At 66.5% G+C, this 24713-nt stretch carries 26 protein-coding genes; 19 read left to right on the forward strand and 7 right to left on the reverse strand.

Annotated features, from left to right (window positions below; genetic code table 11):
- The first annotated feature begins 13 nt into the window (after positions 1-13).
- Together WDC87_RS08420 and WDC87_RS08425 are read left to right on the forward strand one after the other, a co-directional pair.
- Positions 14-937, forward strand: coding sequence for an ABC transporter ATP-binding protein (locus WDC87_RS08420; protein ID WP_252745450.1), 924 nt, complete (start codon positions 14-16; stop codon positions 935-937).
- Positions 934-2046: an ABC transporter permease gene (locus tag WDC87_RS08425; protein WP_088497706.1), complete on the forward strand. Its 1113-nt coding sequence runs from the start codon at positions 934-936 to the stop codon at positions 2044-2046. Before WDC87_RS08420 ends, WDC87_RS08425 begins: the two co-directional genes overlap by 4 nt.
- Before the next feature lie 79 nt (positions 2047-2125).
- On the opposite strand, the gene miaB is transcribed toward WDC87_RS08425, so the two are convergent.
- Entirely contained in the window at positions 2126-3544 is a 1419-nt protein-coding gene (miaB, locus tag WDC87_RS08430) for a tRNA (N6-isopentenyl adenosine(37)-C2)-methylthiotransferase MiaB (protein ID WP_072166757.1), read from the reverse strand.
- A gap of 195 nt (positions 3545-3739) precedes the next feature.
- Positions 3740-4360, reverse strand: coding sequence for a glutathione S-transferase (locus WDC87_RS08435; RefSeq protein WP_088497707.1), 621 nt, complete (start codon positions 4358-4360; stop codon positions 3740-3742).
- Positions 4361-4440: 80 nt separating this feature from the next.
- Between WDC87_RS08435 and WDC87_RS08440 the strand changes: the two genes are divergently transcribed.
- From WDC87_RS08440 to WDC87_RS08470, 7 genes are all read left to right on the forward strand, one after another.
- On the forward strand, positions 4441-5409 hold the full coding sequence (locus tag WDC87_RS08440) for a WYL domain-containing protein (protein ID WP_072166755.1): 969 nt from the start codon (positions 4441-4443) through the stop codon (positions 5407-5409).
- A 45-nt stretch (positions 5410-5454) separates the two neighbouring features.
- Positions 5455-6375, forward strand: a complete 921-nt coding sequence (locus WDC87_RS08445) for a lytic transglycosylase domain-containing protein (RefSeq protein WP_252745449.1) — start codon at positions 5455-5457, stop codon at positions 6373-6375.
- 194 nt (positions 6376-6569) lie between these two features.
- Positions 6570-7190 carry a ubiquinol-cytochrome c reductase iron-sulfur subunit gene (gene petA / locus WDC87_RS08450; protein ID WP_004151998.1) on the forward strand — a complete coding sequence of 207 codons (621 nt, stop codon included), beginning with the start codon at positions 6570-6572 and terminating at the stop codon, positions 7188-7190.
- Positions 7190-8449 (forward strand): cytochrome bc complex cytochrome b subunit, encoded by a 1260-nt coding sequence (locus WDC87_RS08455; protein ID WP_005408840.1) that lies wholly within the window; start codon positions 7190-7192, stop codon positions 8447-8449. Before petA ends, WDC87_RS08455 begins: the two co-directional genes overlap by 1 nt.
- Positions 8442-9191 (forward strand): cytochrome c1, encoded by a 750-nt coding sequence (locus WDC87_RS08460; protein WP_072166753.1) that lies wholly within the window; start codon positions 8442-8444, stop codon positions 9189-9191. The genes WDC87_RS08455 and WDC87_RS08460 overlap by 8 nt, the downstream gene beginning before the upstream one ends.
- Positions 9192-9325: 134 nt before the next feature.
- Positions 9326-9961 (forward strand): glutathione S-transferase N-terminal domain-containing protein, encoded by a 636-nt coding sequence (locus WDC87_RS08465; RefSeq protein ID WP_005415948.1) that lies wholly within the window; start codon positions 9326-9328, stop codon positions 9959-9961.
- An 84-nt stretch (positions 9962-10045) separates the two neighbouring features.
- On the forward strand, positions 10046-10498 hold the full coding sequence (locus tag WDC87_RS08470; protein WP_005412806.1) for a ClpXP protease specificity-enhancing factor: 453 nt from the start codon (positions 10046-10048) through the stop codon (positions 10496-10498).
- An 85-nt stretch (positions 10499-10583) separates the two neighbouring features.
- On the opposite strand, the gene WDC87_RS08475 is transcribed toward WDC87_RS08470, so the two are convergent.
- The 4 genes from WDC87_RS08475 to WDC87_RS08490 form a co-directional block, all read right to left on the reverse strand.
- On the reverse strand, positions 10584-10934 hold the full coding sequence (locus WDC87_RS08475; RefSeq protein WP_072166752.1) for a DUF3301 domain-containing protein: 351 nt from the start codon (positions 10932-10934) through the stop codon (positions 10584-10586).
- A gap of 67 nt (positions 10935-11001) precedes the next feature.
- On the reverse strand, positions 11002-11991 hold the full coding sequence (locus WDC87_RS08480; RefSeq protein WP_072166751.1) for a DUF2272 domain-containing protein: 990 nt from the start codon (positions 11989-11991) through the stop codon (positions 11002-11004).
- Positions 11992-12108: 117 nt separating this feature from the next.
- Positions 12109-12960: a carboxylating nicotinate-nucleotide diphosphorylase gene (nadC, locus tag WDC87_RS08485; RefSeq protein WP_252745448.1), complete on the reverse strand. Its 852-nt coding sequence runs from the start codon at positions 12958-12960 to the stop codon at positions 12109-12111.
- A complete protein-coding gene (locus tag WDC87_RS08490; RefSeq protein WP_005415953.1) occupies positions 12957-13226 on the reverse strand; it encodes a Trm112 family protein in 270 nt (89 codons plus the stop codon). The genes nadC and WDC87_RS08490 overlap by 4 nt, the downstream gene beginning before the upstream one ends.
- Before the next feature lie 58 nt (positions 13227-13284).
- Between WDC87_RS08490 and purE the strand changes: the two genes are divergently transcribed.
- The 3 genes from purE (at position 13285) to WDC87_RS08505 (ending at position 15400) form a co-directional block, all read left to right on the forward strand.
- On the forward strand, positions 13285-13788 hold the full coding sequence (gene purE, locus WDC87_RS08495) for a 5-(carboxyamino)imidazole ribonucleotide mutase (protein ID WP_005412808.1): 504 nt from the start codon (positions 13285-13287) through the stop codon (positions 13786-13788).
- Positions 13785-14933 (forward strand): 5-(carboxyamino)imidazole ribonucleotide synthase, encoded by a 1149-nt coding sequence (locus tag WDC87_RS08500; RefSeq protein WP_061478498.1) that lies wholly within the window; start codon positions 13785-13787, stop codon positions 14931-14933. Before purE ends, WDC87_RS08500 begins: the two co-directional genes overlap by 4 nt.
- Positions 14934-15058: 125 nt before the next feature.
- Entirely contained in the window at positions 15059-15400 is a 342-nt protein-coding gene (locus WDC87_RS08505) for a carboxymuconolactone decarboxylase family protein (RefSeq protein WP_088497714.1), read from the forward strand.
- 114 nt (positions 15401-15514) lie between these two features.
- Here the strand turns inward: WDC87_RS08505 and WDC87_RS08510 are convergent, their stop codons facing one another.
- A complete protein-coding gene (locus WDC87_RS08510) occupies positions 15515-16093 on the reverse strand; it encodes a superoxide dismutase (RefSeq protein ID WP_032954072.1) in 579 nt (192 codons plus the stop codon).
- 120 nt (positions 16094-16213) lie between these two features.
- Here WDC87_RS08510 and grxD point away from each other — a divergent pair, with 120 nt between their 5' ends.
- The 7 genes from grxD to WDC87_RS08545 all read left to right on the forward strand — a co-directional run bounded on the left by grxD (position 16214) and on the right by WDC87_RS08545 (position 24712).
- On the forward strand, positions 16214-16534 hold the full coding sequence (gene grxD / locus WDC87_RS08515) for a Grx4 family monothiol glutaredoxin (RefSeq protein WP_005415957.1): 321 nt from the start codon (positions 16214-16216) through the stop codon (positions 16532-16534).
- On the forward strand, positions 16531-17307 hold the full coding sequence (locus WDC87_RS08520; RefSeq protein WP_088497715.1) for an SDR family NAD(P)-dependent oxidoreductase: 777 nt from the start codon (positions 16531-16533) through the stop codon (positions 17305-17307). The genes grxD and WDC87_RS08520 overlap by 4 nt, the downstream gene beginning before the upstream one ends.
- 232 nt (positions 17308-17539) lie before the next feature.
- On the forward strand, positions 17540-20761 hold the full coding sequence (locus WDC87_RS08525; RefSeq protein ID WP_252745447.1) for a carboxypeptidase regulatory-like domain-containing protein: 3222 nt from the start codon (positions 17540-17542) through the stop codon (positions 20759-20761).
- A gap of 252 nt (positions 20762-21013) precedes the next feature.
- On the forward strand, positions 21014-22402 hold the full coding sequence (ppnN, locus tag WDC87_RS08530; protein ID WP_088497717.1) for a nucleotide 5'-monophosphate nucleosidase PpnN: 1389 nt from the start codon (positions 21014-21016) through the stop codon (positions 22400-22402).
- Between the two features lie 161 nt (positions 22403-22563).
- Positions 22564-23079: a GspH/FimT family pseudopilin gene (locus tag WDC87_RS08535; RefSeq protein WP_088497718.1), complete on the forward strand. Its 516-nt coding sequence runs from the start codon at positions 22564-22566 to the stop codon at positions 23077-23079.
- On the forward strand, positions 23076-23549 hold the full coding sequence (gene pilV, locus WDC87_RS08540) for a type IV pilus modification protein PilV (protein ID WP_061478493.1): 474 nt from the start codon (positions 23076-23078) through the stop codon (positions 23547-23549). The genes WDC87_RS08535 and pilV overlap by 4 nt, the downstream gene beginning before the upstream one ends.
- A gap of 2 nt (positions 23550-23551) precedes the next feature.
- Positions 23552-24712 (forward strand): PilW family protein, encoded by a 1161-nt coding sequence (locus tag WDC87_RS08545; RefSeq protein ID WP_061478492.1) that lies wholly within the window; start codon positions 23552-23554, stop codon positions 24710-24712.
- Position 24713: the final 1 nt, after the last annotated feature.

Raw genomic sequence — 24713 nt, forward strand, 5'->3', positions numbered from 1 at the left:
TGCGGACATCGCGGTGCATGCGCAGGGCCTGACCCGCCGCTTCGGTGAACTGCTGGCCGTGGACAAGGTCGACCTGACCGTCCCGCGCGGGCAGGTGTACGGCTTCCTGGGCCCGAACGGGTCAGGCAAGTCGACCACCATCCGCATGCTGTGCGGCCTGCTCGAACCCAGTGCGGGGCAGATCGAGGTGCTGGGCCTGGCGGTTCCCGAGCAGGCCGAAGCACTGCGCCGGCGCATCGGCTACATGACCCAGCGCTTCTCGCTGTACGAAGACCTGTCGGTACGCGAGAACCTGGAATTCCTCGCCGCCATCCAGGACCTGCCGCGCAACCAGGCCCGGCAACGGGTCGATGCGCTGCTGCAGCAGTACCGGTTGCAGGACCGGCAGCCGCAGCTGGCCGGTACGCTCAGCGGCGGGCAGAAGCAGCGCCTGGCCCTGGCCGGCGCCGTGGTGCATTCGCCCGAACTGCTGTTCCTGGACGAGCCGACCAGCGCGGTCGATCCCGAGTCGCGCCGCGATTTCTGGGAGGCCCTGTTTGAACTGGCCGACGCGGGAACCACGGTGCTGGTGTCGACCCATTACATGGACGAAGCCGAGCGCTGCCATCGCCTGACGATCCTTGATCGCGGCGCACTGGTGGCCGACGGCACGCCGGCCGAGCTTTGCTCTCGGCTGCAAGGACGAACGCTGCAGGTCACGTCATCGCAGCCACGCCAGGCCAGCCGCGTGCTGGCCGAGCTACCCGGCGTGCTGAGCGTGGCGCAGATCGGCACCCATCTGCGCGTGCTGTGCAACGAAGGCGCAGCGGATGTCGCGGCGCTGCGGCGCGCGCTGGCCAGCGCCGACCTGCAAGCGCATATCGAAATCGTGGCGCCGAACCTGGAGGACGTGTTCGTGGCCGCCACCCGTGGCCGTGGCAGGGAGCCAGCGGCATGAACCTGCGCAGGCTGTGGGCGATCATGCTCAAGGAGCTGCGGCAGCTGCGCCGCGACCGCATCACGCTGGCGATGATCGTCGGCATTCCGGTGATGCAGCTGCTGCTGTTCGGGTATGCGATCAACCTCAACCTGCGCCACCTCGATGCGGGTATCGCCGACCAGGCCAACAGCGCCGCCTCACGCGCGCTGGTGCAGGACATGGTCGCCACCGGCGTGATCACGCCACGCAGCGAGGCCTACACGCCGGACCAGCTGATGCAGGCGCTGCGCCGCGGCGAGATCAGCGTCGGCATCGTGGTGCCGGCGGACTTCGAGCGTCGCCGCTTCGATGGACGCGAAGCGGTACAGGTGCTGGTCGATGGCAGCGACACCGTGGTGCAGAGTGCGGCGATCCAGCTGGCGCAGGTGCCACTGGATACGCGCCCGACCAGCAATACGCGGCCGCTGCGCGAAGGCAGCATTGCCGGTGGCCAGGTCAGCGTGACCAGTTTCTACAACCCGCAACGGCGCTCGGCGGTGAACATCGTGCCCGGCCTGATCGGGGTGATCCTGACCATGACCCTGGTGATGTTCACGGCGGTGGCGGTGGTGCGCGAACGCGAGCGCGGCAACATGGAACTGCTGATCGCCACGCCGGTATCACGCAGCGAACTGATGGTCGGCAAGGTGCTGCCCTATGCAGCGATCGGTATGCTGCAGACCACGCTGGTGCTGGTGCTGGGCACCTGGCTGTTCCAGGTGCCGATCCGCGGCAGCCTGCTCGACATCTACCTGGCCGCAGTGCTGCTGGTGCTGGCCAACCTGGCGCTGGGCCTGCTGATCTCCACGCGCGCGCGTTCGCAGTTCCAGGCGATGCAGATGACGCTGTTCCTGTTCCTGCCGTCGATCCTGTTGTCGGGTTTCATGTTCCCGTTCGCCGGCATGCCGCGGCCGGTGCAGTGGCTGGCCGAAGTGCTGCCGCTGACCCACTTCCTGCGTCTGGTGCGCGGCATCATGCTGCGCGGCGCCTCGCTATGGGAGCTGTGGCACGACGCACTGGCGCTGCTGGCCTTCATCGTGGTGATGATGACCCTGGCGATCCTGCGTTTCCGCAAGCGCCTGGATTGAGGCCTGTCATTCGGTAGTGCCGGCCGCTGGCCGGCATCATTTCCGGTGGGTGCCGACCGTTGGTCGGCACACCCTAGCCTTATTCCGCCACCACGCGCCCACGCAGCGAGTTGGTAAGCGCTTCGGTGATCAGCACATCCACGAACTGGCCGATCAACCGCGCAGGCGCCGGGAAATTCACCGACCGCATGTTCTCGGTCTTGCCGGTCAGTTCGTTCGGGTTCTTGCGCGACGGCCCTTCCACCAGCACGGTCTGCACGGTACCGACCATCTTCTGCGAGATGCTGGCGGCGTGCGCATTGATGCGCTCCTGCAGGCGCGACAGGCGAGCGTGCTTCTCGGCATCGCTGATCGTGTCCTCCAGATCGGCCGCCGGTGTACCCGGTCGACGCGAATAGATGAAGGAGAAACTGTGGTCGAAGCCGATGTCCTCGATCAGCTTCATGGTCTTCTCGAAGTCGGCATCGGTCTCGCCGGGGAAGCCGACGATGAAGTCCGAGCTGATGGAAATGTCCGGGCGCACCGCGCGCAGCTTGCGGATCTTCGACTTGAATTCCAGCGCGGTGTAGCCGCGCTTCATCGCCGACAGCACGCGGTCGCTGCCGGCCTGCACCGGCAGGTGCAGGAAGTTGGCCAGCTGCGGAACGTCGCGGAACGCGTCGATCAGCGAATCGCTGAACTCGAGCGGGTGCGAGGTGGTGAAGCGGATGCGGCCGACCCCATCGATCTCGGCGATGGTGCGGATCAGCAGGCCGAGGTCGGCAAACTCACCGTCTCCATATGGGCCGCGATAGGCGTTGACGTTCTGGCCGAGCAGGTTGATCTCGCGCACGCCCTGCGCGGCGAGCTGCGCCACTTCCACCACCACGTCCTCGAACGGGCGGCTGACTTCGGTGCCGCGGGTGTAGGGCACCACGCAGAACGAGCAGTACTTGGAACAGCCTTCCATGATCGACACGAACGCCGAGGCACCTTCGGCGCGTGGCTCGGGCAGGCGGTCGAACTTCTCGATCTCGGGGAAGCTGATGTCCACCTGCGGGCGCTTCTGCTCGCGCCGCGCGCGGATCAGTTCCGGCAGGCGATGCAGGGTCTGCGGGCCGAACACAAGGTCCACGAACGGGGCGCGCTTGATGATCGCTTCGCCTTCCTGCGAGGCAACGCAGCCGCCCACGCCGATGATGACCTCGCGGCCCTTGTTCTTCAGGCCCTTCCACACGCCGAGTTGGCTGAACACCTTCTCCTGCGCCTTCTCGCGGATGGAGCAGGTGTTGACCAGGATGACGTCGGCGTCGTCCGGGCTGTCGGTCAGTTCCAGGCCATCGCTGGCGGCAAGCACGTCAGCCATCTTGGCCGAGTCGTACTCGTTCATCTGGCAACCGTGGGTCTTGATGTACAGCTTGCCCTTGACCTGGTCGGGCTTGCGCGGACCAGCGGGCAGGGCAACGAGCGGGGTACCGCCCGGGGTGGCGGGCGGAAAGACGTCTGGCGTCCCGGTCATGGCGCTTAATCCATTCGGGTGGCGGGAAAGCGGGCAATTCTACCCGCATCCCGCGCCAGCCGCCGCGCCCTTGTAGAGCCGAGCCCACGCTCGGCTGCTCTTCCCGCTTCCCATGGGGCAGCCTGGCATGGCCTGGCTCTACTGAAGCCAGCCGAGCGTGGGCTCGGCTCTACAAGGAAAGCCAGCCGGCGCTGCTTATGCCGCCGCCAGCTCCGCATCGATCTGCCGCGAACGGTCGAAGGCGGTCATCGCGCTCATCCGTGCGATGTAATCAGCCGTGGCCGGCGCAGGCTGCACCAGACCGAAGGCCGTGGTCCAGGCCAGCGCATTGCCCCACAGCACGTCGGCGGCACTCATCGTCTCGCCGAGCAGGTAGCGACCCTGTGCCAGCTGGGCCTCGACCACCTGCAGCACGGTCTCGGCGTCGTTGTACGGCGACATCATGCGCGGCGGCGGCTCGCGGTGCATCGCCTTGTCGATCATCGCCGGCTCGAAACAGGCACCGTAGAAGGCCATCCAGCGCAGGTAGGGCCCGCGCAGGGCATCGCCGATCGGCGGCGCCAGCCCGGCTTCCGGATACAGGTCGGCCAGGTACAGATAAATGGCCACCTGTTCGGTCACCAGCGCGCCGTTGTGGACGATGGCCGGCACCTTGCCCATCGGGTTGATGGCCAGATAGGCCGGGGCCAGGTTGGCGCCGGCCTTCAGGTCCAGCACCTGCATGCGGTAGTCGGCACCCAGCGCTTCGAGCAGGGCCACGGCGCCGCTCGAGCGGGATCGGGCGGCGTGGTAAAGGGTGATCTGGCGTGAGGTCATGGCATTGCTCCTTGCGGTGGGTGGTGAACTGGAAGCCATCCTGGGGCACCATTGCGGACGACTTCTGTCCTCGATTCTTCATGCGCCATACCGCCCATCGACTGCTGCGCCTGATCGCCCTGCTGCAGGCCCGCCGCCAGTGGTCCGGGGCTGAGCTGGCCGAGCGCATGGGCGTGGACCGGCGCAGCATCCGGCGTGATATCGAGCGGCTGCGCGAACTGGGCTATCCGGTCCGGGCCTCGTCGGGGGTCGGTGGCGGCTATCAGCTGGGGGCCGGGGCACCGGTACTGCCGATGCTGCTGGACGAGGAAGAGGCGACCACCCTGGCGATCGCGCTGCGGGCCGCGTCCGCGACCGTCGCTGGCATCGACGACACCGCCCGGGGCCTGTTGTCCAAGCTCGACCCGCTGGTGCCGACCCGTCGCCGCCAGCAGGCCGGCGAGGTGCATGCGGCGACGGCCACCCTGTCCGACCTTCCCTCCACCGACGCACGCCTGCTGGGACGGCTGGCCCAGCATTGCCGGCAGGCGTCACGGCTGGCCTTCGAGTACCGCAGTGCGCAGGAGGCGGTGACCCAGCGCGAGGTCGAGGCGCAGCACCTGGTCAACTATGGGCGGCGCTGGTACCTGCTGGCCTGGGATCTGGGCCGGCAGGACTGGCGCACCCTGCGCGTGGACCGGATGGGCGCGGTGCGCGAATGCGCCGGGCCGGGCATGCATCGACGCACGCCCGCGCCCCCGGACGTGATGGTGCGGCAGGCGGTCAGCCAGGCGCCCTTCGCGCTGCAGGCCATCGTCCGCCTGGCCGGCAGCCGCACCGAGCTGGAAGGGCGCATCCCGCCGTGGTGTGGCGTGCTGGAGGCTGATGGCGCCGACCATTGCCTGTTGCGCATGGGCGCCGAGAGCGGCGGCATGATGCTGGCGCAGATCCTCAGCCTGGACCGCGTGCCGGTGGCGTTGTGGACCACACCGCCGGGCCTGCGCGATGAGCTGGCACAGCGTTTGGCCGGATTGGGCCAGGTGCTGGCTGTGCCGCCGGTCACAGGCTGAGCCGCGTCGCTTGGCAAGCCCCGGCGAAGCTGGGACACTCGCGGCATGAAGGGGATACTGGGGACAACGGCGATCATCATCGCTGCGCTGACCGCTGCGCCGGCCAGCGCCGGCACCCTGTACAAGTGCCAGGGCGCCGACGGGGTCACCAGCTACGTGAGCAAGCGAGTGGCCGGCGCGCGCTGCAGCAGCATCAGCTACAGCCGCGATACCCGCCCGGCACCGCGCCCCGTGGTGGCCGCACCGAAGCCTGCGCCGACCTCGGTGGCCAGCATCGAACGCAATCCGGTCGCTGTGGTGGCCAGCGCTGCTGCGCCCGCTGCGGTCGCGCCGACGCCTGCTGCACCCGCGCCTGCCGCGGCACCGACGGCCTCGCGGGCCGGGCGGATGGTCAGCGGCCAGGTCTATTCCTTCATGAAGGATGGGGTGCGCCACTACACCAGTGCGCGGCCGACCCAGGTGGCCAACCTCGGTCCGGTGCGCACCATCCGCTACAGTTTCATGGAGCGCTGCTACGCGTGCGGCGTCAACCCGCGCGTGGACTTCGGTTCGGTGCGCCTGAACACCACCGCGTTCCAGGCCGAGATCACCTCGGCGGCACGCGAGTTCGGCGTCGAGGAGGCCGTGGTGCGTGCCATCATCCACGCCGAATCGGCCTACAACCCGACCGCGCTCAGCCGCGCCGGCGCGCAGGGGCTGATGCAGCTGATGCCGCCGACAGCCGCGCGCTTCGGGGTCAGCGATTCCTATGATGCGGGGCAGAACATCCGTGGTGGCGTGCAGTATCTTGCGTGGTTGCTGAAGCGCTTCAATGGCGACCTGACCCTGGCCGCGGCCGGCTACAACGCCGGCGAAGGCGCGGTCGACCGCCACGGTGGCGTGCCGCCCTACAGCGAGACCCAGTACTACGTGCGCCGGGTTGGGCAGCTGGCCGAGCGTTACCGCACCGCCCTGAGTCACCAGTAGGTGCCGACCGTTGGTCGGCACTCCTTTGAAAGGTAGTGCCGGCCGCTGGCCGGCAACCCCGTAATCAATGTTGTTGCAATGCGTTGTGTGGCGCGCGACGGTTCCGCTACACTCGCCCATGATTCAATGCGGCTCTGGCCCCCACCGGATCCGCTGGCAGCCTTAAAGCTACCTAATCAATATCGGAGTGCCGGATGGCCAACGATGGGGTACACGATCCAGTCAACACCGGACGTCGGCGTTTTCTTTCTGCCACCACTGCTGTGGTTGGCGCCGTCGGCGTCGGATTCACCGCCGTTCCTTTCATCAAATCCTGGAATCCCAGTGCCCGTGCCAAGCTTGCCGGTGCACCGGTCGTGGCCGACATCAGCGCCCTGCAGGAAGGCCAACGCCTGATCGTGGAGTGGCGTGGCCAGCCGATCTGGATCGTCAAGCGGTCCAAGGCGATCCTGGATGCACTGCACGGGCTGGATGGCCGCCTCAAGGACCCCGAGTCCGGCGAGAAGGACCAGCAGCCGGACTACGTGCTGAAGCAGAACCCCGAGCTGCGCTCGATCAAGCCGGACATCTCCGTGCTGGTCGGCCTGTGCACGCACCTGGGCTGCTCGCCGGAAATGGTCGCCGAGATCCGGCCCGAGCCCTATGACCCGCAGTGGAAGGGCGGTTACTTCTGCCCGTGCCACAAGTCGCGCTTCGACATGTCCGGCCGCGTCTTCAAGGATGTGCCGGCGCCGATCAACCTGAAGGTGCCCGCGCACCACTACCAGGACGACAACACCATCATCATCGGTGTCGATCCGCAGGGGGCTGCCTGATGGCCAATATCCTCAGCCGTACCGCCAGCGGCGTCGCCGACTGGGTCAATGCCCGCGCGCCGGGCCTGATGCCGGTCTATCGCAAGCACGTCAGCGAGTACTACGCGCCGAAGAACTTCAACATCTGGTACTACTTCGGCTCGCTGGCACTGCTGGTGCTGGTCAACCAGATCGTCACCGGCATCTTCCTGACGATGCACTACAAGACCAGCGCCGCGGAGGCGTTCGGCTCCATCGAATACATCATGCGTGATGTGGAGTGGGGCTGGCTGATCCGCTACATGCACTCCACCGGCGCCTCGCTGTTCTTCATCGTGGTCTACCTGCACATGTTCCGCGGCCTGCTGTACGGCAGCTACCAGAAGCCGCGCGAGCTGGTGTGGATCCTGGGCATGCTGATCTACCTGGTGCTGATGGCCGAAGCCTTCATGGGCTATGTGCTGCCGTGGGGCCAGATGTCGTTCTGGGGCGCCAAGGTGATCATCTCGCTGTTCGGCGCGATACCGGTGATCGGCAACGGCCTGACCGAATGGATCATGGGCGATTACCTGCCCAGTGACGCCACGCTCAACCGCTTCTTCGCATTGCACGTCATCGCACTGCCGCTGGTGCTGCTGTTGCTGGTGGTGCTGCATCTGGGCGCGCTGCACGAAGTGGGGTCGAACAACCCCGATGGCGTGGAGATCAAGAAAGGACCGAAGGGCAACCGCTGGTCGCCGAATGCGCCGGCCGACGGTATTCCGTTCCACCCGTACTACACGCTCAAGGATGGTGTCGGCGCCGGCTTCCTGCTGATCATCGCCGCCTTCATCATCTTCTTCGCACCGGGCTTCGGCGGCCTGTTCCTGGAACACGACAACTTCACCGAGGCCAACCGCCTGGTGACCCCCGAACACATCAAGCCGGTCTGGTACTACACGCCGTACTACGCGATGTTGCGCGTGGTACCGAACAAGCTCGGTGGCGTGCTGGTCATGTTCTCGGCCATTGCGATCCTGTTCCTGGTGCCGTGGCTGGACAAGGCCAGGGTAAAGTCGGTGCGCTACCGCGGCTGGATCTCGAAGGTGATGCTGGGCGTGCTGGCGGTGTGCTTCGTGTGGCTGGGCGTGATCGGCTCCGGCCCGGGCACCGACGTGCATGAAACCTACATCGGGCGGGTGCTGACCTTCCTGTACTTCGCGTTCTTCATCACCATGCCGCTATGGACAAGGTTGGACAAGACCAAGCCGGTACCGGAGAGGGTGACCACGCATGACTGAGCGCTGGATGGTCCGGCTGGCCCTGACGGCCACCCTGATGCTGGGCAGTTTCCTGGCCTCCGCCGCCGAGGGCGGCACCACGCTGCTGCAGGCCGGCAACGACCTCGGTGACCGCGCCTCGCTGCAGCGGGGTGCGCAGCTGTACATGAACTACTGCTCCGGCTGCCATGCGCTGAAGTACCTGCGCTACTCGCGGATGGCGCAGGACCTGGGCCTGACCGAAGAAGAGGTGATGAACAACCTCAACTTCACCGGCTCGGCGATCGGCGACCCGATCCCGGTGGCGATGCCCAAGGAAAACGCGGAGAAGTGGTTCGGCAAGATGCCGCCCGATCTCAGCCTGATCTCGCGCGTGCGGGGCAGTGACTGGGTTTACACCTATCTCAAGTCGTTCTATCTGGACAGCAGCCGCCCGCTGGGCTGGAACAACGCGCTGTTCGCCAACGCCTCCATGCCCAACCCGCTGTGGGAGATGCAGGGGCTGCAGCATGCGGTGCACGGCAAGGCGGAAGCGCCCGGCATGGACCCGCCGGTGACCGGCCTGAAGATTGAAACGCCGGGATCGGTCGATGCCGGGCAGTACGACCAGGCCGTGCGGGACATCACCAACTTCCTCGAATACGCCGGCGAACCGGCCGCACTCAAGCGCCAGCAGCTGGGCGTGTGGGTGATCCTGTTCCTGGCCCTGCTGACCTTCCTTCTGTATCTGCTGAAGAAGGAATACTGGAAGGACGTTCACTGATTCTGGCGCCGGCCATCGCGTGGGCCTATTGGCTTTTGTGATGGTCGGTTGCACACTCGGGGAGGAGTCGACCGCTGGCACGGTGCCGGCGGCGCCGATGCGGCAGGCGGTCTCCTGTCGTGGGAGAGCCTTTGATGGCGGCGAGCGTACGCATGCGCAATACACTGACGCTGTTTTCCTCGAACGACGACGTACTGTGCCACCGTGTACGCCTGGTCCTGGCGGCCAAGGGCGTCACCTTCGACTTCGTTCCGGTCGATCCGCAGAACCCGCCTGAAGACCTGATCGACCTCAATCCGTACCACTCGGTGCCGACCCTGGTCGAACGCGAGCTGGTGCTGTACGCCGCATCGGTGGTCAGCGAATACCTGGATGAGCGCTACCCGCATCCGCCACTGATGCCGGTCGACCCGCTGTCGCGTGCGCGCATCCGCCTGGCCATGCTGCGCATCGAGCACGACTGGGTGCCGCAGGTGCAGGCCATCCAGCTGGGCAACAAGACCCAGGCCGAGGCCGGGCGCAAGCGCCTGAAGGAACTGCTGACCGCCTCGCTGCCGCTGTTCAAGGCCAGCAAATTCTTCCTCAATCCGGAAATGAGCCTGGCCGACTGCGCGATGGCGCCGATCATCTGGCGCCTGCAGTCGCTGGATGTGCCGCTGCCGAAGGATGGCAAGGCGATCGAGGACTACGGCAACCGCATCTTCCGCCATCCGGGATTTGTCCGCAGCCTGACCGAGCAGGAAAAGAAACTGCGCGATCTGCCGGTCTGATCCGGCCCCGCGTTACCCGTCTGCAGGCCGACCGGCGTGCAGACGATCCGCCCCGGCGGGGCGCCGGGCGCGTACACTTCACGCATGACCGAAGACTTCTTCCACATGACCAGCCACCGCCCGTACCTGCTGCGGGCGCTGGTGGAATGGATCAACGACAACCAGCTGACCCCGCACATCCTGGTCGACGCCGGCGTCCCCGGCGTGCAGGTCCCGCCTTCGGCGGTCAAGGATGGCCGGGTCGTGCTCAACATCGCCGAACGTGCTGTCGTGCGGCTGATGATCGACAACGAAATGGTGAGCTTCTCGGCCCGCTTCTCCGGAACCAGCTACCCGGTGCAGGTGCCGATCAGCGCCGTGCTGGCGGTCTACGCCCGCGAGACCGGGCAGGGCATGGCATTGCCGGATGACATTCCGGGCAACGAAACCGCACCGACCAGCGATGAGCTGCTGCACGAGGAAGGCACGCCGCCGGACGACACGCCGCCGGCCAGTCCGCCACCGAAGGGCCGCCCGAACCTGCGCGTGGTCAAGTAACCATTCCGACGCCGCCCGATGGGCGGCGTTTTTCTTTGCCCGTTTGGCGGTGGGTGCCGACCGTTGGCCGGCACATCTTCAAACCCTAGGCATCCTCGGCATCCTCCGCATCCGGCCGGATCTGGCTGATCCGCGCGGCACCGGGGCCGGTGAACGAAATCAGCTGGTCGCCACGCAGCACCATGCGGCCCACGTGGCGATCGATGCCATCGTAGGAATACTCGAACTTGAAGGTGCGCTCGAAACCGAGCCGGCCATCCTCGCCACGCGACAGTCGCAGGCCGGTGGCGTGCACCGCCTGGTCCAGCCACTGCACGTCGGCGGCGCGGCAGGCATTGCGTCCCAGCTCGACCGCGCGCTCGGCGGCCGAGCGTGCGGCGTTCCAGAAGAAGTAGATGATTCCGCCGGCAATCAGCAACAGCAGCAGGGTAGGCATGGCGTCAGCCGTCAGAGGTCGATCCGGCAAAGATGGCGGCGAACGCGCGCTGGATCAAGCACGGGTATCACCGGCTCGGCGGTGGCTGGCCCGTCATCGGTGCTGCGGGCGCGTTGGCCGGTACGGCCTGCATCGGCGCTGCGGAGGGTGACGGCATCACCAATGGCGCGGTCGCGGTCAACTGCAGCAGGGCTGCCCAGTCCTGGCGGTTGAAGCTGCATTCGTCCTCGCGGCCCGGCGTGCAGCTGGGGTCGATGCCGGTGCTGTTGCGTTCGCGTGCCGGGGGCAGCTTGATCAATCCGGTACGGTCCAGCGGCAGCAGGCGCATTGCCACGGTGTTCATCACGTTGCCACCGACCAGGTACAGGGTCTGGTCGCCCCCCAGGTTGGCAGCCACCACCACTTCGCAATGCGATTTCCAGTGGCCCACCGAACCGTTGCCCAGCGCCTGCACCAGCCCGCTGTAGCTGAGCGTCGTGCTGCGGTCGCGCAGGAAGCACAACAGATCGCCCGGTGCGGGCTTTGCGGTCGCGGGATCGACCAGCCGGTACGGCACGCCCGAGGGGCCGCCCTGGTACGCGGCACGGATGTAGTCGATGTGGCGCGGCGACGTGTTGAAGCCGGGAACGCCGGCCTGCACCATCACCCAGGAAATGAAAGCGGCCGACCACGGATTGTCGATCAGGAAGGCGCGGCAGTCGCTGTCGGTGTAGCGCGTACCCAGCGGTGCCACGCAGCTGCTGGCACCGGCGATGCTGCCCATCGCGTTGAGCGTGCCGCTGTTGCGCCAGTAGCCGGCCACGCGCTGCCAGGCAATCAGCCCGTTGTCGGCCAGGTGTTCGTTCTCGGCCTCGGTGACACTCAGACTCGCCGCGCGGCCATCGCGATCGATGAAGGGCCGGAACCAGAGCCGGTGTTCATTGCAGGCGGTATTGCGGATGGCCACCGCCAATGGGCTCAGGCCGAAGCGGGGAGGGACATCGCAGGCTTCAGCGGCTGCGGCGGACAAGGGGGCTGCCGCGAGCAGCAGACAGGCAGGCAAGAGCATCCGGCGCATGCGCGGCTCCTGTGGGGGATGCCCGCAGCGTCGCAGAGGCTGGCGTAGCCGAGCCGTGAAGGCGCCCGGGTCGTGTAGAGGCGAGCCTACGCTCGGCTCCACAAGGTCGCGTAGGCCTCAAGCCGGCGGCGGGCCCAGCTTCAACGACAGATCGATGGCCTGCACATGCTTGGTCAGCCCGCCGATGGAGATGCAATCGACGCCATCCTCGGCGATCGAACGCAGGCCGCCCAGGCCGACGCTGCCGGAGACTTCCAGCGGAATGCGCCCGGCCGTGATGCGCACCGCCTCGCGGCGCAGGTCGGGACTGAAGTCATCCAGCAGGATGCGTTCGCAACCGGCTTCGAGCGCCTGGCGCAGCTGTGCCAGGTCTTCGACCTCGACCACCAGTGGCAGCGCAGGCCACTGCCGGCGTGCGGCGGCCACCGCCGCGGCCAGCGAAGCGGCAGCACGGATGTGGTTCTCCTTCAGCATCACCGTGTCGTACAGGCCGAAGCGATGGTTCTCGCCGCCGCCGCAGCGCACCGCGTACTTCTGTGCCAGGCGCAGGCCGGGCAGGGTCTTGCGGGTGTCGAGGATGCGGGTACCGGTACCGGCCACCGCAGCCACGTAGCGGGCAGTGGTGGTCGCGGTGCCGGACAGCGTCTGCAGGAAGTTCAGCGATGTGCGCTCGGCACTGACCAGGCTGCGGCTGCGCCCGTGCAGCAGGGCCAGCACGGTGCCGGCGGTGACGGCATCGCCTTCGGCGATGTGCCATTCAATGCGCACGTCAGGGTCGAGCGCGCGATGGGTGGCGTCGAACCAGGGCCGCCCGGCGATCACCGCATCCTGCTTGCACAGCAGGTAGGCGCTGTCGGCCTGGTCGGGGAGCAGGGCGGCGGTGACGTCACCGCTGCCCAGGTCCTCGGCCAGCGCGCGCGCGACATCGGCGGCGACAACGGCCGCATCCGGCGTCGGCAGCGTGCTCATGCGGCCGGGAAGTCGGCGATCTGGGCGGTCGGAATGGCTTCCTCGGCCAGCAGCACCGGGATGCCGTCGTCGACGCGGAACACCTGCTTGCGGTCACGGGTGACCAGCGCCTCGCGCAGCGGCTGCGCCAGCGGGTTGCCATCGGCCTTGGTCACCGTGCCGGCGGAAATGGCCTTGTTGAGGGCTTCCAGGCCCTTGCCATCCAGCAGGGACAGGGGCTGGCGGGTGTCCGGGGACACCAGCAGGTCGAGCAGCTTGCGATCCATGGTTCTTCGTCTTGCGTGGAAGACGGCTAGAATACGTCTTTAAGGCAGGTGACGGCCAATGACCCCCAACCCGATCGCGCCGCTTGTCGGCATCGTCATGGGTTCCCGTTCCGACTGGGAAACCATGCAGCACGCCGCCCAGAAGCTTGAAGCCCTGGGTGTTCCGTTCGAAGTGAAGGTGGTGTCCGCGCATCGGACGCCGGATGTGTTGTTCAGTTACGCCGAGCAGGCGGGCCCGCGTGGCCTGCGCGCGATCATCGCCGGTGCCGGCGGGGCCGCGCACCTGCCAGGCATGATCGCGGCCAAGACCGCCGTGCCGGTGCTGGGCGTGCCGGTGCAGTCCAAGGCCCTCAACGGAATGGATTCCCTGCTGTCGATCGTGCAGATGCCGGCCGGCATCCCGGTCGCCACCTTCGCCATCGGCAACGCCGGCGCCTCCAACGCCGCGCTGTTCGCGGCGGCGATGCTGGCCAGCGACCAGCCGGCGATCGGCCAGGCGCTCGATGCCTTCCGTGCACGCCAGACCGAAGACGTGATGGCCCACGACGATCCGCGCCAATGAGCCTGACCGTCGGCATCCTGGGCGGCGGCCAGCTCGCCCGCATGATGGTCCTGGCCGGTGCGCCGCTGGGGCTTCGCTTCGAACTGTACGACCCGGCCGCCGACGCCTGCAGCGGCCCGCTGGCGCCGCTCACCGTGGGCGCCTTCGATGACCGCCAGGCCCTGGCGGACTTCGCCGCCAAGGTCGATGTGGTCACCTTCGATTTCGAGAACGTACCTGCCGACAGTGCACAGTTCCTGGCCGACCGCGTGCCGGTCTATCCGCCGCCGGCCGCGCTGGCGGTGGCCCAGGACCGGTTGAGCGAGAAGACCCTGTTCCAGCAGCTGGGTATTCCGCTGCCGGCCTTCGCCGACATCCGTAACCGCGACGAGCTGGCGGCGAAGGCGGCTGAGTTCGGCCTGCCGTGCATCCTCAAGACCCGCCGCCTCGGCTACGACGGCAAGGGTCAGTTCCGCCTGCGCAGCGAAGCCGACATCGACGCCGCATGGGATGCGCTCGGTGCCCAGGTGGAGCGCACCGGACTGATCCTGGAGGGCTTCGTGGCCTTCCAACGCGAGGTCAGCGTGGTGGCCGTGCGTGGCCGCGATGGCAGCTTCGAAGCCTGGCCGGTCACCGGCAACTGGCATGTCGACGGCGTGCTGTCGGCCAGCGTGGCACCAGCGGTGCTGTCCGACGCCGAGCGGCAGGCAGCGATCGGCTATGCCCGCCGCGTCGCCGAGCACCTGCAGTATGTGGGCGTGTTCGCACTGGAGCTGTTCTGTCGCGACGGCGAACTGCTGGCCAACGAGATGGCACCGCGCGTGCACAACTCCGGGCACTGGACCATCGAAGGCAGCGAGACCTCGCAGTTCGAGAACCACCTGCGTGCCGTGCTGGGCCTGCCACTGGGCAGCACCCGCATGCTCGGCCATGCCTGCATGCTGAACTGGCTGGGCGCGATGCCCGATCCGGCGCCGGTGCTGGGTCAGGCCAGTGGCCATTGGCACGATTACGGCAAGGAGCCGCGCGAAGGTCGCAAGGTCGGCCACGCCACGTTGCGCGACGATGATGCCGCTGCATTGGCCGATGCGCTGGACCAGGTCGGCCTGGAGCTGGACCGCCAGGCCCAGGTGGCGCCGGCAGTGCACGCGCTGCGCAACCGCTGAGCCCGGGCGTGCCGGCCAATGGCCGGCACAACCCTGTATGCCTGCAACGGTGTGGCGCGCCGGTGCAGGCATCGGCGCACCATTGCCGGTGGTAGCGTGGAGCTCCTTTCACAGGAGTCACGACCATGCTTGACTGGAATGCCTACCGCAAGGAACTGAAGGGCCGCATCGGCGAGATCGGCAAGCTCTCGCCGGACACGGTCAAGGGCTACGCCACCCTGGCCAATGCCGGTGCCCAGACCAACCACCTGGATGCCAAGACCCGTGAGCTGATCGCATTGGCGGTGGCGGTGACCACCCGCTGCGACGGCTGCATCACCGTGCACGTGGACGCTGCGCTGAAGCAGGGCGCCAGTCGCGAGGAAATCGCCGAAGCACTGGGCGTGGCGGTGTCGCTCAATGCCGGCGCCGCGCTGGTGTATTCGGCGCGGGTGATGGACGCGGTGGCCGCGCACGAGAACGCGTGACGCTCCGCTCTGCATTTTGGTAGTGCCGGCCGCTGGCCGGCAACCCCGGCATCCCTGTACGTCCAGTGGGTTGCCGGGCAGCGGCCGGCACTACCCCGTGACCGAGCCGCTGCCTCAGCGCAGCTGGCTCTCGGCGAATTCCCAGTTGACCATCTGCCAGAAGGCATCCAGGTAACGCGCGCGATCATTCTGGTAATCGGTGTAGTAGGCGTGCTCCCAGACATCGCAGCACAGCAGCGGGGTGCTTTCGCCGGTCAGTGGCGTGCCGGCGTTGCGGGTGGCCTGGATGCCGAGCTGGCCACCGGGGTGCTGCACCAGCCACACCCAGCCCGAGCCGAACAGGCCCAGCGCGGTGCGGTTGAATTCCTCGCGCAGGCGCTGCGCGTCACCGAACTGGCGCTTGACCAGCTCGCCCAGCCGGCCCTGCGGCTCGCCGCCGCCGCGCGGGCGCAGGCACTGCCAATAGAAGCCGTGGTTCCAGGCCTGGGCGGCCGCATCGAACAGCGTGCCCTGGGCATGGCGCACGATCTCTTCCAGTGACGCCTCCTCCCACTCGGTGCCGAGAGTGCCGGCGTTGACCGCGTCAACGTAGGCGCGGTGGTGGCGGCCGTGATGCAACTCAACGGTCTGCGCGGACAGGTGGGGCTGCAGGGAGCCGGGGAGGTAGGGCAGGGCAGGCAATTCGACGGGCATGGACAGGTTCGTGGCCAGGGGACGGCGGCAGCCTGTTCCATCCGCTTACAATGGCGGCTACCGTGGGCAGTCTAGCCGACCATCACGGTCGGTTTGTCCGGCGAAGCAAGGAGTGTGGTTGTGGCGGTAATGCAGCAAATCCAGGCCGAGGTCGATCGTTACCCGCTCGTGCTGTTCATGAAGGGCACCCCGCAATACCCGATGTGCGGCTTTTCCAGTCGCGCCGTGCAGGCGTTGATGGCAGCCGGCGCCGTCACCCTGCGCACTGTCAACGTGCTCGAAGAGCCGGAGATCCGCGCCAACCTGCCGCGCTTTTCCAATCTGCCGACCTTCCCGCAGCTGTTCATCAACGGTGAGTTGATCGGCGGCTGCGACATCGTCATGGAACTGTTTGAATCCGGCGAGCTCAAGCGCATCGTCGAAGAGGCGACCCAGGGATGAGTGCCTGGCCGTCGACGTCACCGACTGACGGGGCGATCGATGGCCGCCCGTTGCAGGATCGCGTCGTACTGGTCGCCGGCGCCGGGGGAGGGCTGGGCAGTGCCGCGGCGGTCGCCGCAGCCGCAGCCGGTGCCACCGTGGTCCTGTTGGGACGCAAGCCGCGCCGGCTGGACCGGGTCTATGCCCAGGTCCAGGCGGTCGGTCCGGAACCGCTTCTGTACCCGCTGGACCTGGAAGGCGCCAGCCCCGATGACTATGCCGAACTGGCCCAGGCCCTGCAGCGCGAGCTGGGGCGACTGGATGGACTGCTGGTCTGCGCCGCGCATTTCCCCGGGCTGACTCCGTTTGAACTGGCTGACCCGGCCAGTTTCGCCCGTGCGGTCCATGTCACCCTGACCGCACCGGCCTGGCTGGCCCAGGCCTGCCTGCCGCTGCTGCGGCAACGCGAGGATGCCGCCATGGTGTTCGCGGTCGATGCCCCCGACCGGGTGGGGCAGGCCTATTGGGGGGGGTATGGCGTGGCCCAGCACGGCCTGCGTGGCCTGATCGCCAGCCTGCACGATGAACTGGGCCGCAGTCCCATCCGGGTCAGCGGCCTGTACCCCGGCCCCCTGCGCACGGCGCTTCGGGCCCGCGCCTATTCCGTGGACCAGGACCCGGCTGCGCAAGGCCCGGAAGCCGCGGCGGCCGCCGCGGTGACCCTGCTGTCCGCCGCTGGGAGCACCTGGCGCGGGCAGATTCTCGATGCCAGTGAGACGCCCCGGGAAAGGTGAGCCCTGTGGAAAGACGGAGTGAAGAACCCGTCACGATTGCGTTGCGAACCGGTGCCGTTTGTCGCACAACCGTCACAATGATGGCGTAGCGTGTTAATCTAGTGTTAACCGTTAGGGCTGCCTTCAGCCGAGCGGTAGGGAACCCCAGATAACTCTCCGATCAGCCACCCGCAGGGCTGCTTGGATGCGCTTTTTTTCCGCCATCGCCAACTCGCATCGAGGCTACCGAAAAATGACCCACCCACTCCGGATGTCCAAGCTTACCCTTGGTCTCGTGGCTGCACTTGCTGCCGCTCCCGCCTTCGCCCAGAGCAGCACCTCCGCCGGTGTCGGCGGCCAGGTGATGTCCGCTGCAGGCCAGCCTGTCGCCGGCGCTGAAGTCACCATCACGCACACCGAGTCGGGCACTGTTTCGCGTGCCACCACCGATGCGTCGGGCCGATACAACGCGCGCGGCCTGCGCGTGGGTGGTCCGTACACCATCACCATCACCAAGTCCGGTGAAGGCACCAAGACCGAGGAAGGTGTCTACCTGAACCTGAACCAGGTCAACACCGTCAACGCCAACCTGGGCGGTGACCTGGCTGCAACCAACCTGGACGCGGTGAACGTTGTTGCCACCGCCGGCGGCCTGGACCTGTTCAGTGCCAACAAGATGGGCACCGGCACCAACGTGACCCGCGAAACGATGGATGCGCTGCCGTCGGCCAGCCGCAACATCCAGGACTACGTGCGTCTCGACCCGCGCATCTCGCAGGTCAGCAAGGCGGACGGCGCGATCTCGGCCGGCGGCCAGAACACCCGTTACAACGCCATCCGCATCGACGGCATCAGCGCCTCCGATCCGTTCGGCCTGGGTTCCAACAACCTGCCGACCGAGCGTCAGCCGGTGTCGATGGACGCCATCCAGGAAATCAACATCGACCTGGCCAACTACGACACCACCATCGCCGGTGGCACCGGCGCGGTGATCAACGCCGTGACCAAGTCGGGTAACAATGAATTCCACGGCACCGTGTACGGTTCGTACCGCGACAAGGACATGGTCCGCTCGCGCCTGGAAGGTGACAAGCAGGACTTCAACGGCTTCGAGGACGAGAAGACCTACGGCATGACCTTCGGCGGTCCGATCGTCAAGGACAAGCTGTTCTTCTTCACCAACTATGAAAAGTACGAGCGCTCGGCTGCCGGCGTCGCCCTGAGCGACACGCCGATCGGCCGTGGCACCATCACCCAGCAGCAGATCACCGACGTCCAGAACTTCCTGGGCAAGCTGGGCTACGACCCGGGCAGCCTGGCGGCGCCGAACAGCAAGACCGAGATCGAAGAGTATGCGGTCAAGCTGGACTGGAACATCAACGAGAACCACCGTGCGGCCCTGCGCTACAACAAGATGGAGCAGAACGTCGTTCGCTTCCCGCAGGTCAGCAGCAGCGCCATCTCGCTGAGCAACTTCTGGTACCAGCAGCCGACCCAGTACGAAACCTGGATGGGCGAACTGTTCAGTGACTGGTCCGAGAACTTCTCGACCGAGTTCAAGGTCTCGCACAAGGATTACTCGGCCAACCGCGTCCCGCTGGTGGACATGCCGCAGATCCGCATCAAGTCGGGCAACGATTCGCTGTACGTCGGTACCGAACAGAACACCCACGTCAACATCGTCGAGTCGAAGGAACTGAGCGCCTTTGGTGCCGGTACCTGGTACATCGGTGACCACACCGTCAAGTTCGGCTTCGATTACTCGAAGAATGACCTGATGAACTTCTACGGCCGCAACCTCAACGGCGTGTACGAATTCAACAGCGTCAACGATTTCCTGGCGGGCAAGGCTTCGCGCTACCAGCTGCGTGCTCCGCGCGCCGATGGCAGCCGCAGCGACATCCCGGCCGACTTCACCCTGAAGAACACCGGCGTGTTCGTGCAGGACACCTGGGCGATCAACTACAACCTGAACCTGATGTTCGGCGTGCGCATCGACATGCCTGACTTCAGCACCCAGCGCCTGTACAACCCGCGCATCGAGCAGCTGTACGGCTTCAACAACACCAAGCTGGTCGACAAGAACCTGGTGCAGCCGCGCGTCGGCTTCAACTACACCTTCGACAGCGATCGCCCGACCCAGCTGCGCGGTGGCGTGGGCCTGTTCGGCGGCGCCGCCCCGAACGTGTGGCTGGCAGGTGCCTACCAGAACACCGGCCTGAACTACATCGAGTACGACGAGCGCAGCATCCCGGCCGGTGCCTTCACTCCGGACGGCAACAACCCGTACATCCCGGCCGGTGGCCCGGCTTCGGCCCGTCAGAACGTTGACATCATCGCGCCGGGCACCCGCCTGCCGTCGGTGTGGAAGGCCAACCTGGCGTTCGACCATGAGCTGCCGTGGTACGGCATCGTGGCGTCGGCCGAAGTGCTGTTCACCAAGGTCAAGGACGGCATCTACTTCGACCGCCTGGACGTGTCGGCGCCGACCGCCTTCGGTCAGGACGGCCGCGCGATCTACTGGAACGATGCTGGACGCAACTCGGCGAACACTCGCATCGATAAGGGTGTCGACTACGGCATCTCCACCGGTACCAAAAATGCAGTTGATCGTTTCAACCGTCCGAAGGACATCGGCGACGTTCTGGTCCTGCGCAACACCGACAAGGGCCGCGGCACCCAGGCCACCTTCTCGCTGGCCAAGCCGTTGACCGAGAACTGGGGCTGGTCGCTGGGTTACACCTACACCAAGTCCACCGAAGTCAGCCCGCTGTCCAGCTCGCAGAACACCTCGAACTGGAACAACACGCTGATCTTCAATGCCAACGAGAACGTGGCCTACAACTCGCGTTATGCGATGAAGGACCGCGTCACCGGCACCCTGGAGTGGAAGCACAACTTCTTCGGTGACAACGCTACCCGCGTCGGCCTGTTCTACGAAGGCCGTTCGGGCCGTCCGTACAGCTACATCTTCTACAACGATGCCAACGGCGACGGTGCTGCCACCAACGACCTGTTCTACGTGCCGAAGGGTCCGGGCGACGTGCTGTTCACCGGCGGTGCCGCGATGGAGAAGCAGTTCTTCGACTGGCTGGCGCAGAACCCGGAACTCGATGCCTACCGTGGCAGCGTGGTCCCGGCCAACCGCCACCGCGCCTCGTGGGTCAACAGCTTCGACGTCCGCGTCAGCCAGGAATTCCCGGGCTTCATGAAGGGGCACAAGGGTGAAGTCGCTCTGGACATCATGAATGTCGGCAACCTGCTGAACAAGAAGTGGGGCCTGATCGACGACTACGGCTTCTACTCGACCCGTCGCGTTGCCAACTACGCAGGTATCGATCCGGCCACCGGCAAGTACGTGTACTCCTTCACTGGTTCGACCGACAACCCGTCGGTGCAGGAAAACAACAACGACAAGGGCAACACCGCCGTGTCGCGTTGGTCGATGCAGCTGACCCTGAAGTACAAGTTCTGATCCATCAGCGCTTGAAGTGGTAAGTGGAAACGGCCGGGGAAACCCGGCCGTTTTCCGTTCAGGCGAAAGTCCTTGCAGGGCGTGGGGCAACGGCGTAGCATCCAGAAATGTGCGCGGTGCCAACGCCGCCGATGCGGTCCCGGAATGGCGGACGCGGGCGGCACACATCCAACGGTCGGGCTTCCCGGCCGTTTTGCTTTTTAAGGGGGCGGCAGTACAGTCGGAAACCTTGAAGGAAGCGAAAAATTGGATATGACCACGAACGAAAAATCGGCCCGTGCACTGCCGGTGCAGGATGCCCGGATCTACCCGCGCGGTGGGCTGGATGTGCTGTCGCGGGCCGAGGTGGCACGCCTGCGCGATGCCTCCGCCGGCGGCATGCATGAGCTGCTGCGCCGCTGCGCGCTGGCCGTGCTGACCAGCGGCAGCGCCTCGGACGATCCGCGCGCCGCGCGCGATCTCTACCCTGATTTCGACATCCAGGTAGCGCAGCAGGATCGCGGCGTGCGCATCGATCTGGTCAACGCACCGGCGATGGCCTTCGTCGACGGCGAGATCATCCGCGGTGTCGCCGAACTGCTGTTCGCCGTCGTGCGCGACCTGGCCTACATGGCCATCGAAATGGGCCCGGCCTACGCGGCCGAGCTGGAGTCATCCGAGGGCATCACCAACGCGGTGTTCGGCCTGCTGCGCAACGCGCGCATCCTCAATCCGGGTGATCCGAACCTGGTGGTGTGCTGGGGCGGACACTCGATCTCGCGCGACGAATACCTGTACACCAAGCAGGTGGGCTATGAACTGGGCCTGCGCGGCCTGGACATCTGCACCGGCTGTGGCCCGGGTGCGATGAAGGGCCCGATGAAGGGTGCCACCATCGCCCACGCCAAGCAGCGCCGTACCGTGACGCGTTACATCGGCCTGACCGAGCCGGGCATCATCGCCGCCGAGTCGCCGAACCCGATCGTCAACCACCTGGTGATCATGCCGGACATCGAGAAGCGCCTTGAGGCCTTCGTCCGCATCGGCCACGGCATCATCGTGTTCGCCGGTGGCGTCGGTACCGCCGAAGAGATCCTGTACCTGCTCGGCATCCTGCTGCGCGAGGAGAACAAGGACCTGCCGTTCCCGCTGATCCTGACCGGCCCGACGGTAGCGGCACCGTACTTCGAGCAGATTGATCGCTTCATCCGCCTGACCCTGGGCGATGCGGCTGCCGATCGCTACGAGATCATCATCGGCGACCCGGTGGCGGTTGCGAAGAAGATGGCCAACGGCATCAAGCGCGTGCGCGAGCACCGTCTGGCGCAGAAGGACTCGTTCTTCTTCAACTGGTCGATCGAGATTCCGTGGGAGTACCAGCAGCCGTTCGTACCCACCCACGAAGCGATGGCCGCGCTGGACCTGCACCATGGGCGTGCCCCGCACGCGCTGGCGGCCGACCTGCGCCGCGCGTTCTCGGGCATCGTCGCCGGCAACGTGAAGGAAGACGGCATGCGCCGCATCGAGCAGTTCGGGCCGTTCCAGATCCACGGCGACCCGGACATGATGCAGGCGCTGGATGCGCTGCTGCGCGCCTTCGTCGAGCAGCGCCGGATGAAGATCTCCGGCGAGTACCAGCCCTGCTACCAGGTGCTGGCCTGAACCCGGGCCGGCGTGATGGGGATCGCGCCGGCACTGGCAGGGGAGGACGGGTCGTCAAGCCTTTGACGCCCGTCGCCCCGGATTGACCGTTCATCCTGCCGCCGCTTGCCGGTGGCGGGGCGATGGCCCATCGTGGCCACCAACACGCTGGGGAGCGTCCAATGTCTTTGCGCCGGGAAAACGGCTTCACCTTGATCGAGCTGATGGTCACCATCGCCGTGGTGGCGGTCCTGGCTGCGATCGCCTTTCCAAGTTTCCAGAGCACGATCCGTTCGAGCCGGGTGAGCTCGACCAACAACGAGGTCCTGGGCCTGCTCAGTCTTGCCCGCAGCGAGGCGATCCGCAGCAACCGCGGTGGCGGCGTCTGTGGAAGCAGCGACGGTGCCAGCTGTGATGGTGGCTGGTCGGGCGGCATGCTGGCCTTTGCCGATGCCAATGGCGATGGTGCGCTGTCGGCAGGTGAAACCGTCCTGCGCTTCGTCAGTGGCAATCCCAAGCTGAAGATCACTGGGCCGGCCACGGAGATCGCCTTTGACGGGCGCGGCCGTCGCCGCGCCAGCGCCGAGCAGGATGTACGGCTGGAGCCGGACGTCTGCAGCAAGGGCGCACTGCACAAGCGCACACTGACGGTGAACGCCTCCGGGCAGATCCGCAGCACCAAGGAAGCCTGTCCATGACCACCCGTACCTTCCGTGCGCGCCAGGCCGGGGGCTTCACCCTGCTTGAAGTACTGATCGCCATCATCGTGTTGGCGTTCGGCCTGCTGGGTTTTGCTCTCTTGCAGACCATGAACGTCCGATTCGTGCAGAGCGCCAATTATCGAACCCAGGCCACCAACCTTGCGTACGACCTGACCGAGCAGATGCGCAGCAACCGCTTCCAGGCGGCCTGGTACACCGGCGCGTCGTTCGCGGCAGGCAGCAAGACCGCCGCCACCGCGTGCACCAGCGATACCGGCGACGTCTCCATTGAAAAGAAGATCGCGCGCTGGCAATGCCAGGTGGTGAAGGCGCTGGGCGACGATGCAGGCGCCAATGTCACCTTCAATGGCGGCGTGGTCAATGTGGCGATCACCTGGGGCGACCAGCGCTGGGATCCGGATGACCCGGACAAGGCCACCACCTTTGCATTGGCTACGGAGCTGTGAGCATGCGCCTGAACCGACGTGCCACCATGGCCGGCCTGTCGCTGGTGGAACTGATGATCGCCCTGGTAATCAGCCTGGTGCTGATGCTGGGGGTGGTGCAGGTCTTCATGGCCTCGCAGGCTGCCTCGCGACTGTCCGAGGGGGCCTCGCGCGTGCAGGAGAACGCCCGTTTCGCGCTGGATTTCCTTGAGCGAGACATCCGCATGGCCGGGCACATGGGCTGCGTGAACGACCAGGCCCACGTGGTGAAGAACCAAGGCGATCCGGTATCGCATCTGGGTGCATCCTCGGGCGATGGCAGCCCGCTTGATTTCAGCGTTTCCATCCAGGGCTTCGATGCACCGGGAACCGCGCCGGGCGGGAGGCTCGCACTCGGGGCGACATGGTCCGCACCGTCAGCGTTGCCGGCAGCGATCACCCGGCTCAGCCCTGCGCCGGCAGGCGGAAGCGATGTGCTGGTACTGCGCTACCTGGCCCCTGAGGGGGTGCCGGTGACCGGCATTTCGTCCAGCGGCGGCAATGCGCTACTGGACATGGACAGCACCCGGGTGGCCAGGCTCACCTCGGGGGGCGTGGCGGCACCGACCTTGTTCGGCATCGCCGACTGTGCCCATGCGGACATCTTCGCCGGTACGTTGAGTGCGGCACGTGTGACCGCGCCCTCGCTGGACCTGTCGCGCTATGCCGCGCAGCCGACCGGGCAGACGATGCTCTATCGCGCCGAGTCGATGGTCTATTACGTCGGCATCAATCCGGAGACCGGTCAGCCGGGCCTGCGTCGTGCGCGCGCCAACAGTGCTGGCGCCTATGCGGTCAATGAAGAACTTGTGGAAGGCATCGAAAGCCTGCAGCTGCTGTATGGCCTGGACAGTACCGCCAACATCAGCCTGGGCACGCCGCCGGCCGGCAACATCACCCGCCTGGCCGCCGCGACTGGCGTCAGCAGCAACGCTAACGCTGCCGGTGCCGCGCAGTGGCTGCGGGTGGGGCAGGTGCAGGTGGGGCTGCTGGCACGCAGCCCGACGCCGTCGTCTTCGAGCACGCCGGCCAACCCGCTGTCGGTACTCGGCGTTGGCTTTGCCAGCAGTGACAAGCCTGACGGCCGCTACCGCTCCAGCTATGAAGTCTCGATTGCACTGCGCAATCGCCTGTTCGGGAACTGAT

Origin of the sequence: Stenotrophomonas maltophilia group sp. Smal12, from assembly GCF_037079935.1 — a bacterium.
GTDB lineage: Bacteria > Pseudomonadota > Gammaproteobacteria > Xanthomonadales > Xanthomonadaceae > Stenotrophomonas > Stenotrophomonas sepilia.

Coding starts and splice junctions, on each gene's coding strand:
- WDC87_RS08435 (WP_088497707.1), bottom strand. CDS start 4,360: ATGACCTCACGCCAGATCACCCTTTACCACGCCGCCCGATCCCGCTCG.
- ppnN (WP_088497717.1), top strand. CDS start 21,014: ATGACCACGAACGAAAAATCGGCCCGTGCACTGCCGGTGCAGGATGCC.
- WDC87_RS08460 (WP_072166753.1), top strand. CDS start 8,442: ATGACTGAGCGCTGGATGGTCCGGCTGGCCCTGACGGCCACCCTGATG.
- WDC87_RS08440 (WP_072166755.1), top strand. CDS start 4,441: ATGCGCCATACCGCCCATCGACTGCTGCGCCTGATCGCCCTGCTGCAG.
- WDC87_RS08425 (WP_088497706.1), top strand. CDS start 934: ATGAACCTGCGCAGGCTGTGGGCGATCATGCTCAAGGAGCTGCGGCAG.
- WDC87_RS08525 (WP_252745447.1), top strand. CDS start 17,540: ATGACCCACCCACTCCGGATGTCCAAGCTTACCCTTGGTCTCGTGGCT.
- purE (WP_005412808.1), top strand. CDS start 13,285: ATGACCCCCAACCCGATCGCGCCGCTTGTCGGCATCGTCATGGGTTCC.
- WDC87_RS08545 (WP_061478492.1), top strand. CDS start 23,552: ATGCGCCTGAACCGACGTGCCACCATGGCCGGCCTGTCGCTGGTGGAA.
- nadC (WP_252745448.1), bottom strand. CDS start 12,960: ATGAGCACGCTGCCGACGCCGGATGCGGCCGTTGTCGCCGCCGATGTC.
- WDC87_RS08490 (WP_005415953.1), bottom strand. CDS start 13,226: ATGGATCGCAAGCTGCTCGACCTGCTGGTGTCCCCGGACACCCGCCAG.
- WDC87_RS08480 (WP_072166751.1), bottom strand. CDS start 11,991: ATGCGCCGGATGCTCTTGCCTGCCTGTCTGCTGCTCGCGGCAGCCCCC.
- WDC87_RS08520 (WP_088497715.1), top strand. CDS start 16,531: ATGAGTGCCTGGCCGTCGACGTCACCGACTGACGGGGCGATCGATGGC.
- petA (WP_004151998.1), top strand. CDS start 6,570: ATGGCCAACGATGGGGTACACGATCCAGTCAACACCGGACGTCGGCGT.
- WDC87_RS08455 (WP_005408840.1), top strand. CDS start 7,190: ATGGCCAATATCCTCAGCCGTACCGCCAGCGGCGTCGCCGACTGGGTC.
- WDC87_RS08465 (WP_005415948.1), top strand. CDS start 9,326: ATGGCGGCGAGCGTACGCATGCGCAATACACTGACGCTGTTTTCCTCG.
- WDC87_RS08505 (WP_088497714.1), top strand. CDS start 15,059: ATGCTTGACTGGAATGCCTACCGCAAGGAACTGAAGGGCCGCATCGGC.
- WDC87_RS08500 (WP_061478498.1), top strand. CDS start 13,785: ATGAGCCTGACCGTCGGCATCCTGGGCGGCGGCCAGCTCGCCCGCATG.
- WDC87_RS08475 (WP_072166752.1), bottom strand. CDS start 10,934: ATGCCTACCCTGCTGCTGTTGCTGATTGCCGGCGGAATCATCTACTTC.
- WDC87_RS08470 (WP_005412806.1), top strand. CDS start 10,046: ATGACCGAAGACTTCTTCCACATGACCAGCCACCGCCCGTACCTGCTG.
- WDC87_RS08510 (WP_032954072.1), bottom strand. CDS start 16,093: ATGCCCGTCGAATTGCCTGCCCTGCCCTACCTCCCCGGCTCCCTGCAG.
- WDC87_RS08445 (WP_252745449.1), top strand. CDS start 5,455: ATGAAGGGGATACTGGGGACAACGGCGATCATCATCGCTGCGCTGACC.
- miaB (WP_072166757.1), bottom strand. CDS start 3,544: ATGACCGGGACGCCAGACGTCTTTCCGCCCGCCACCCCGGGCGGTACC.
- pilV (WP_061478493.1), top strand. CDS start 23,076: ATGACCACCCGTACCTTCCGTGCGCGCCAGGCCGGGGGCTTCACCCTG.
- WDC87_RS08535 (WP_088497718.1), top strand. CDS start 22,564: ATGTCTTTGCGCCGGGAAAACGGCTTCACCTTGATCGAGCTGATGGTC.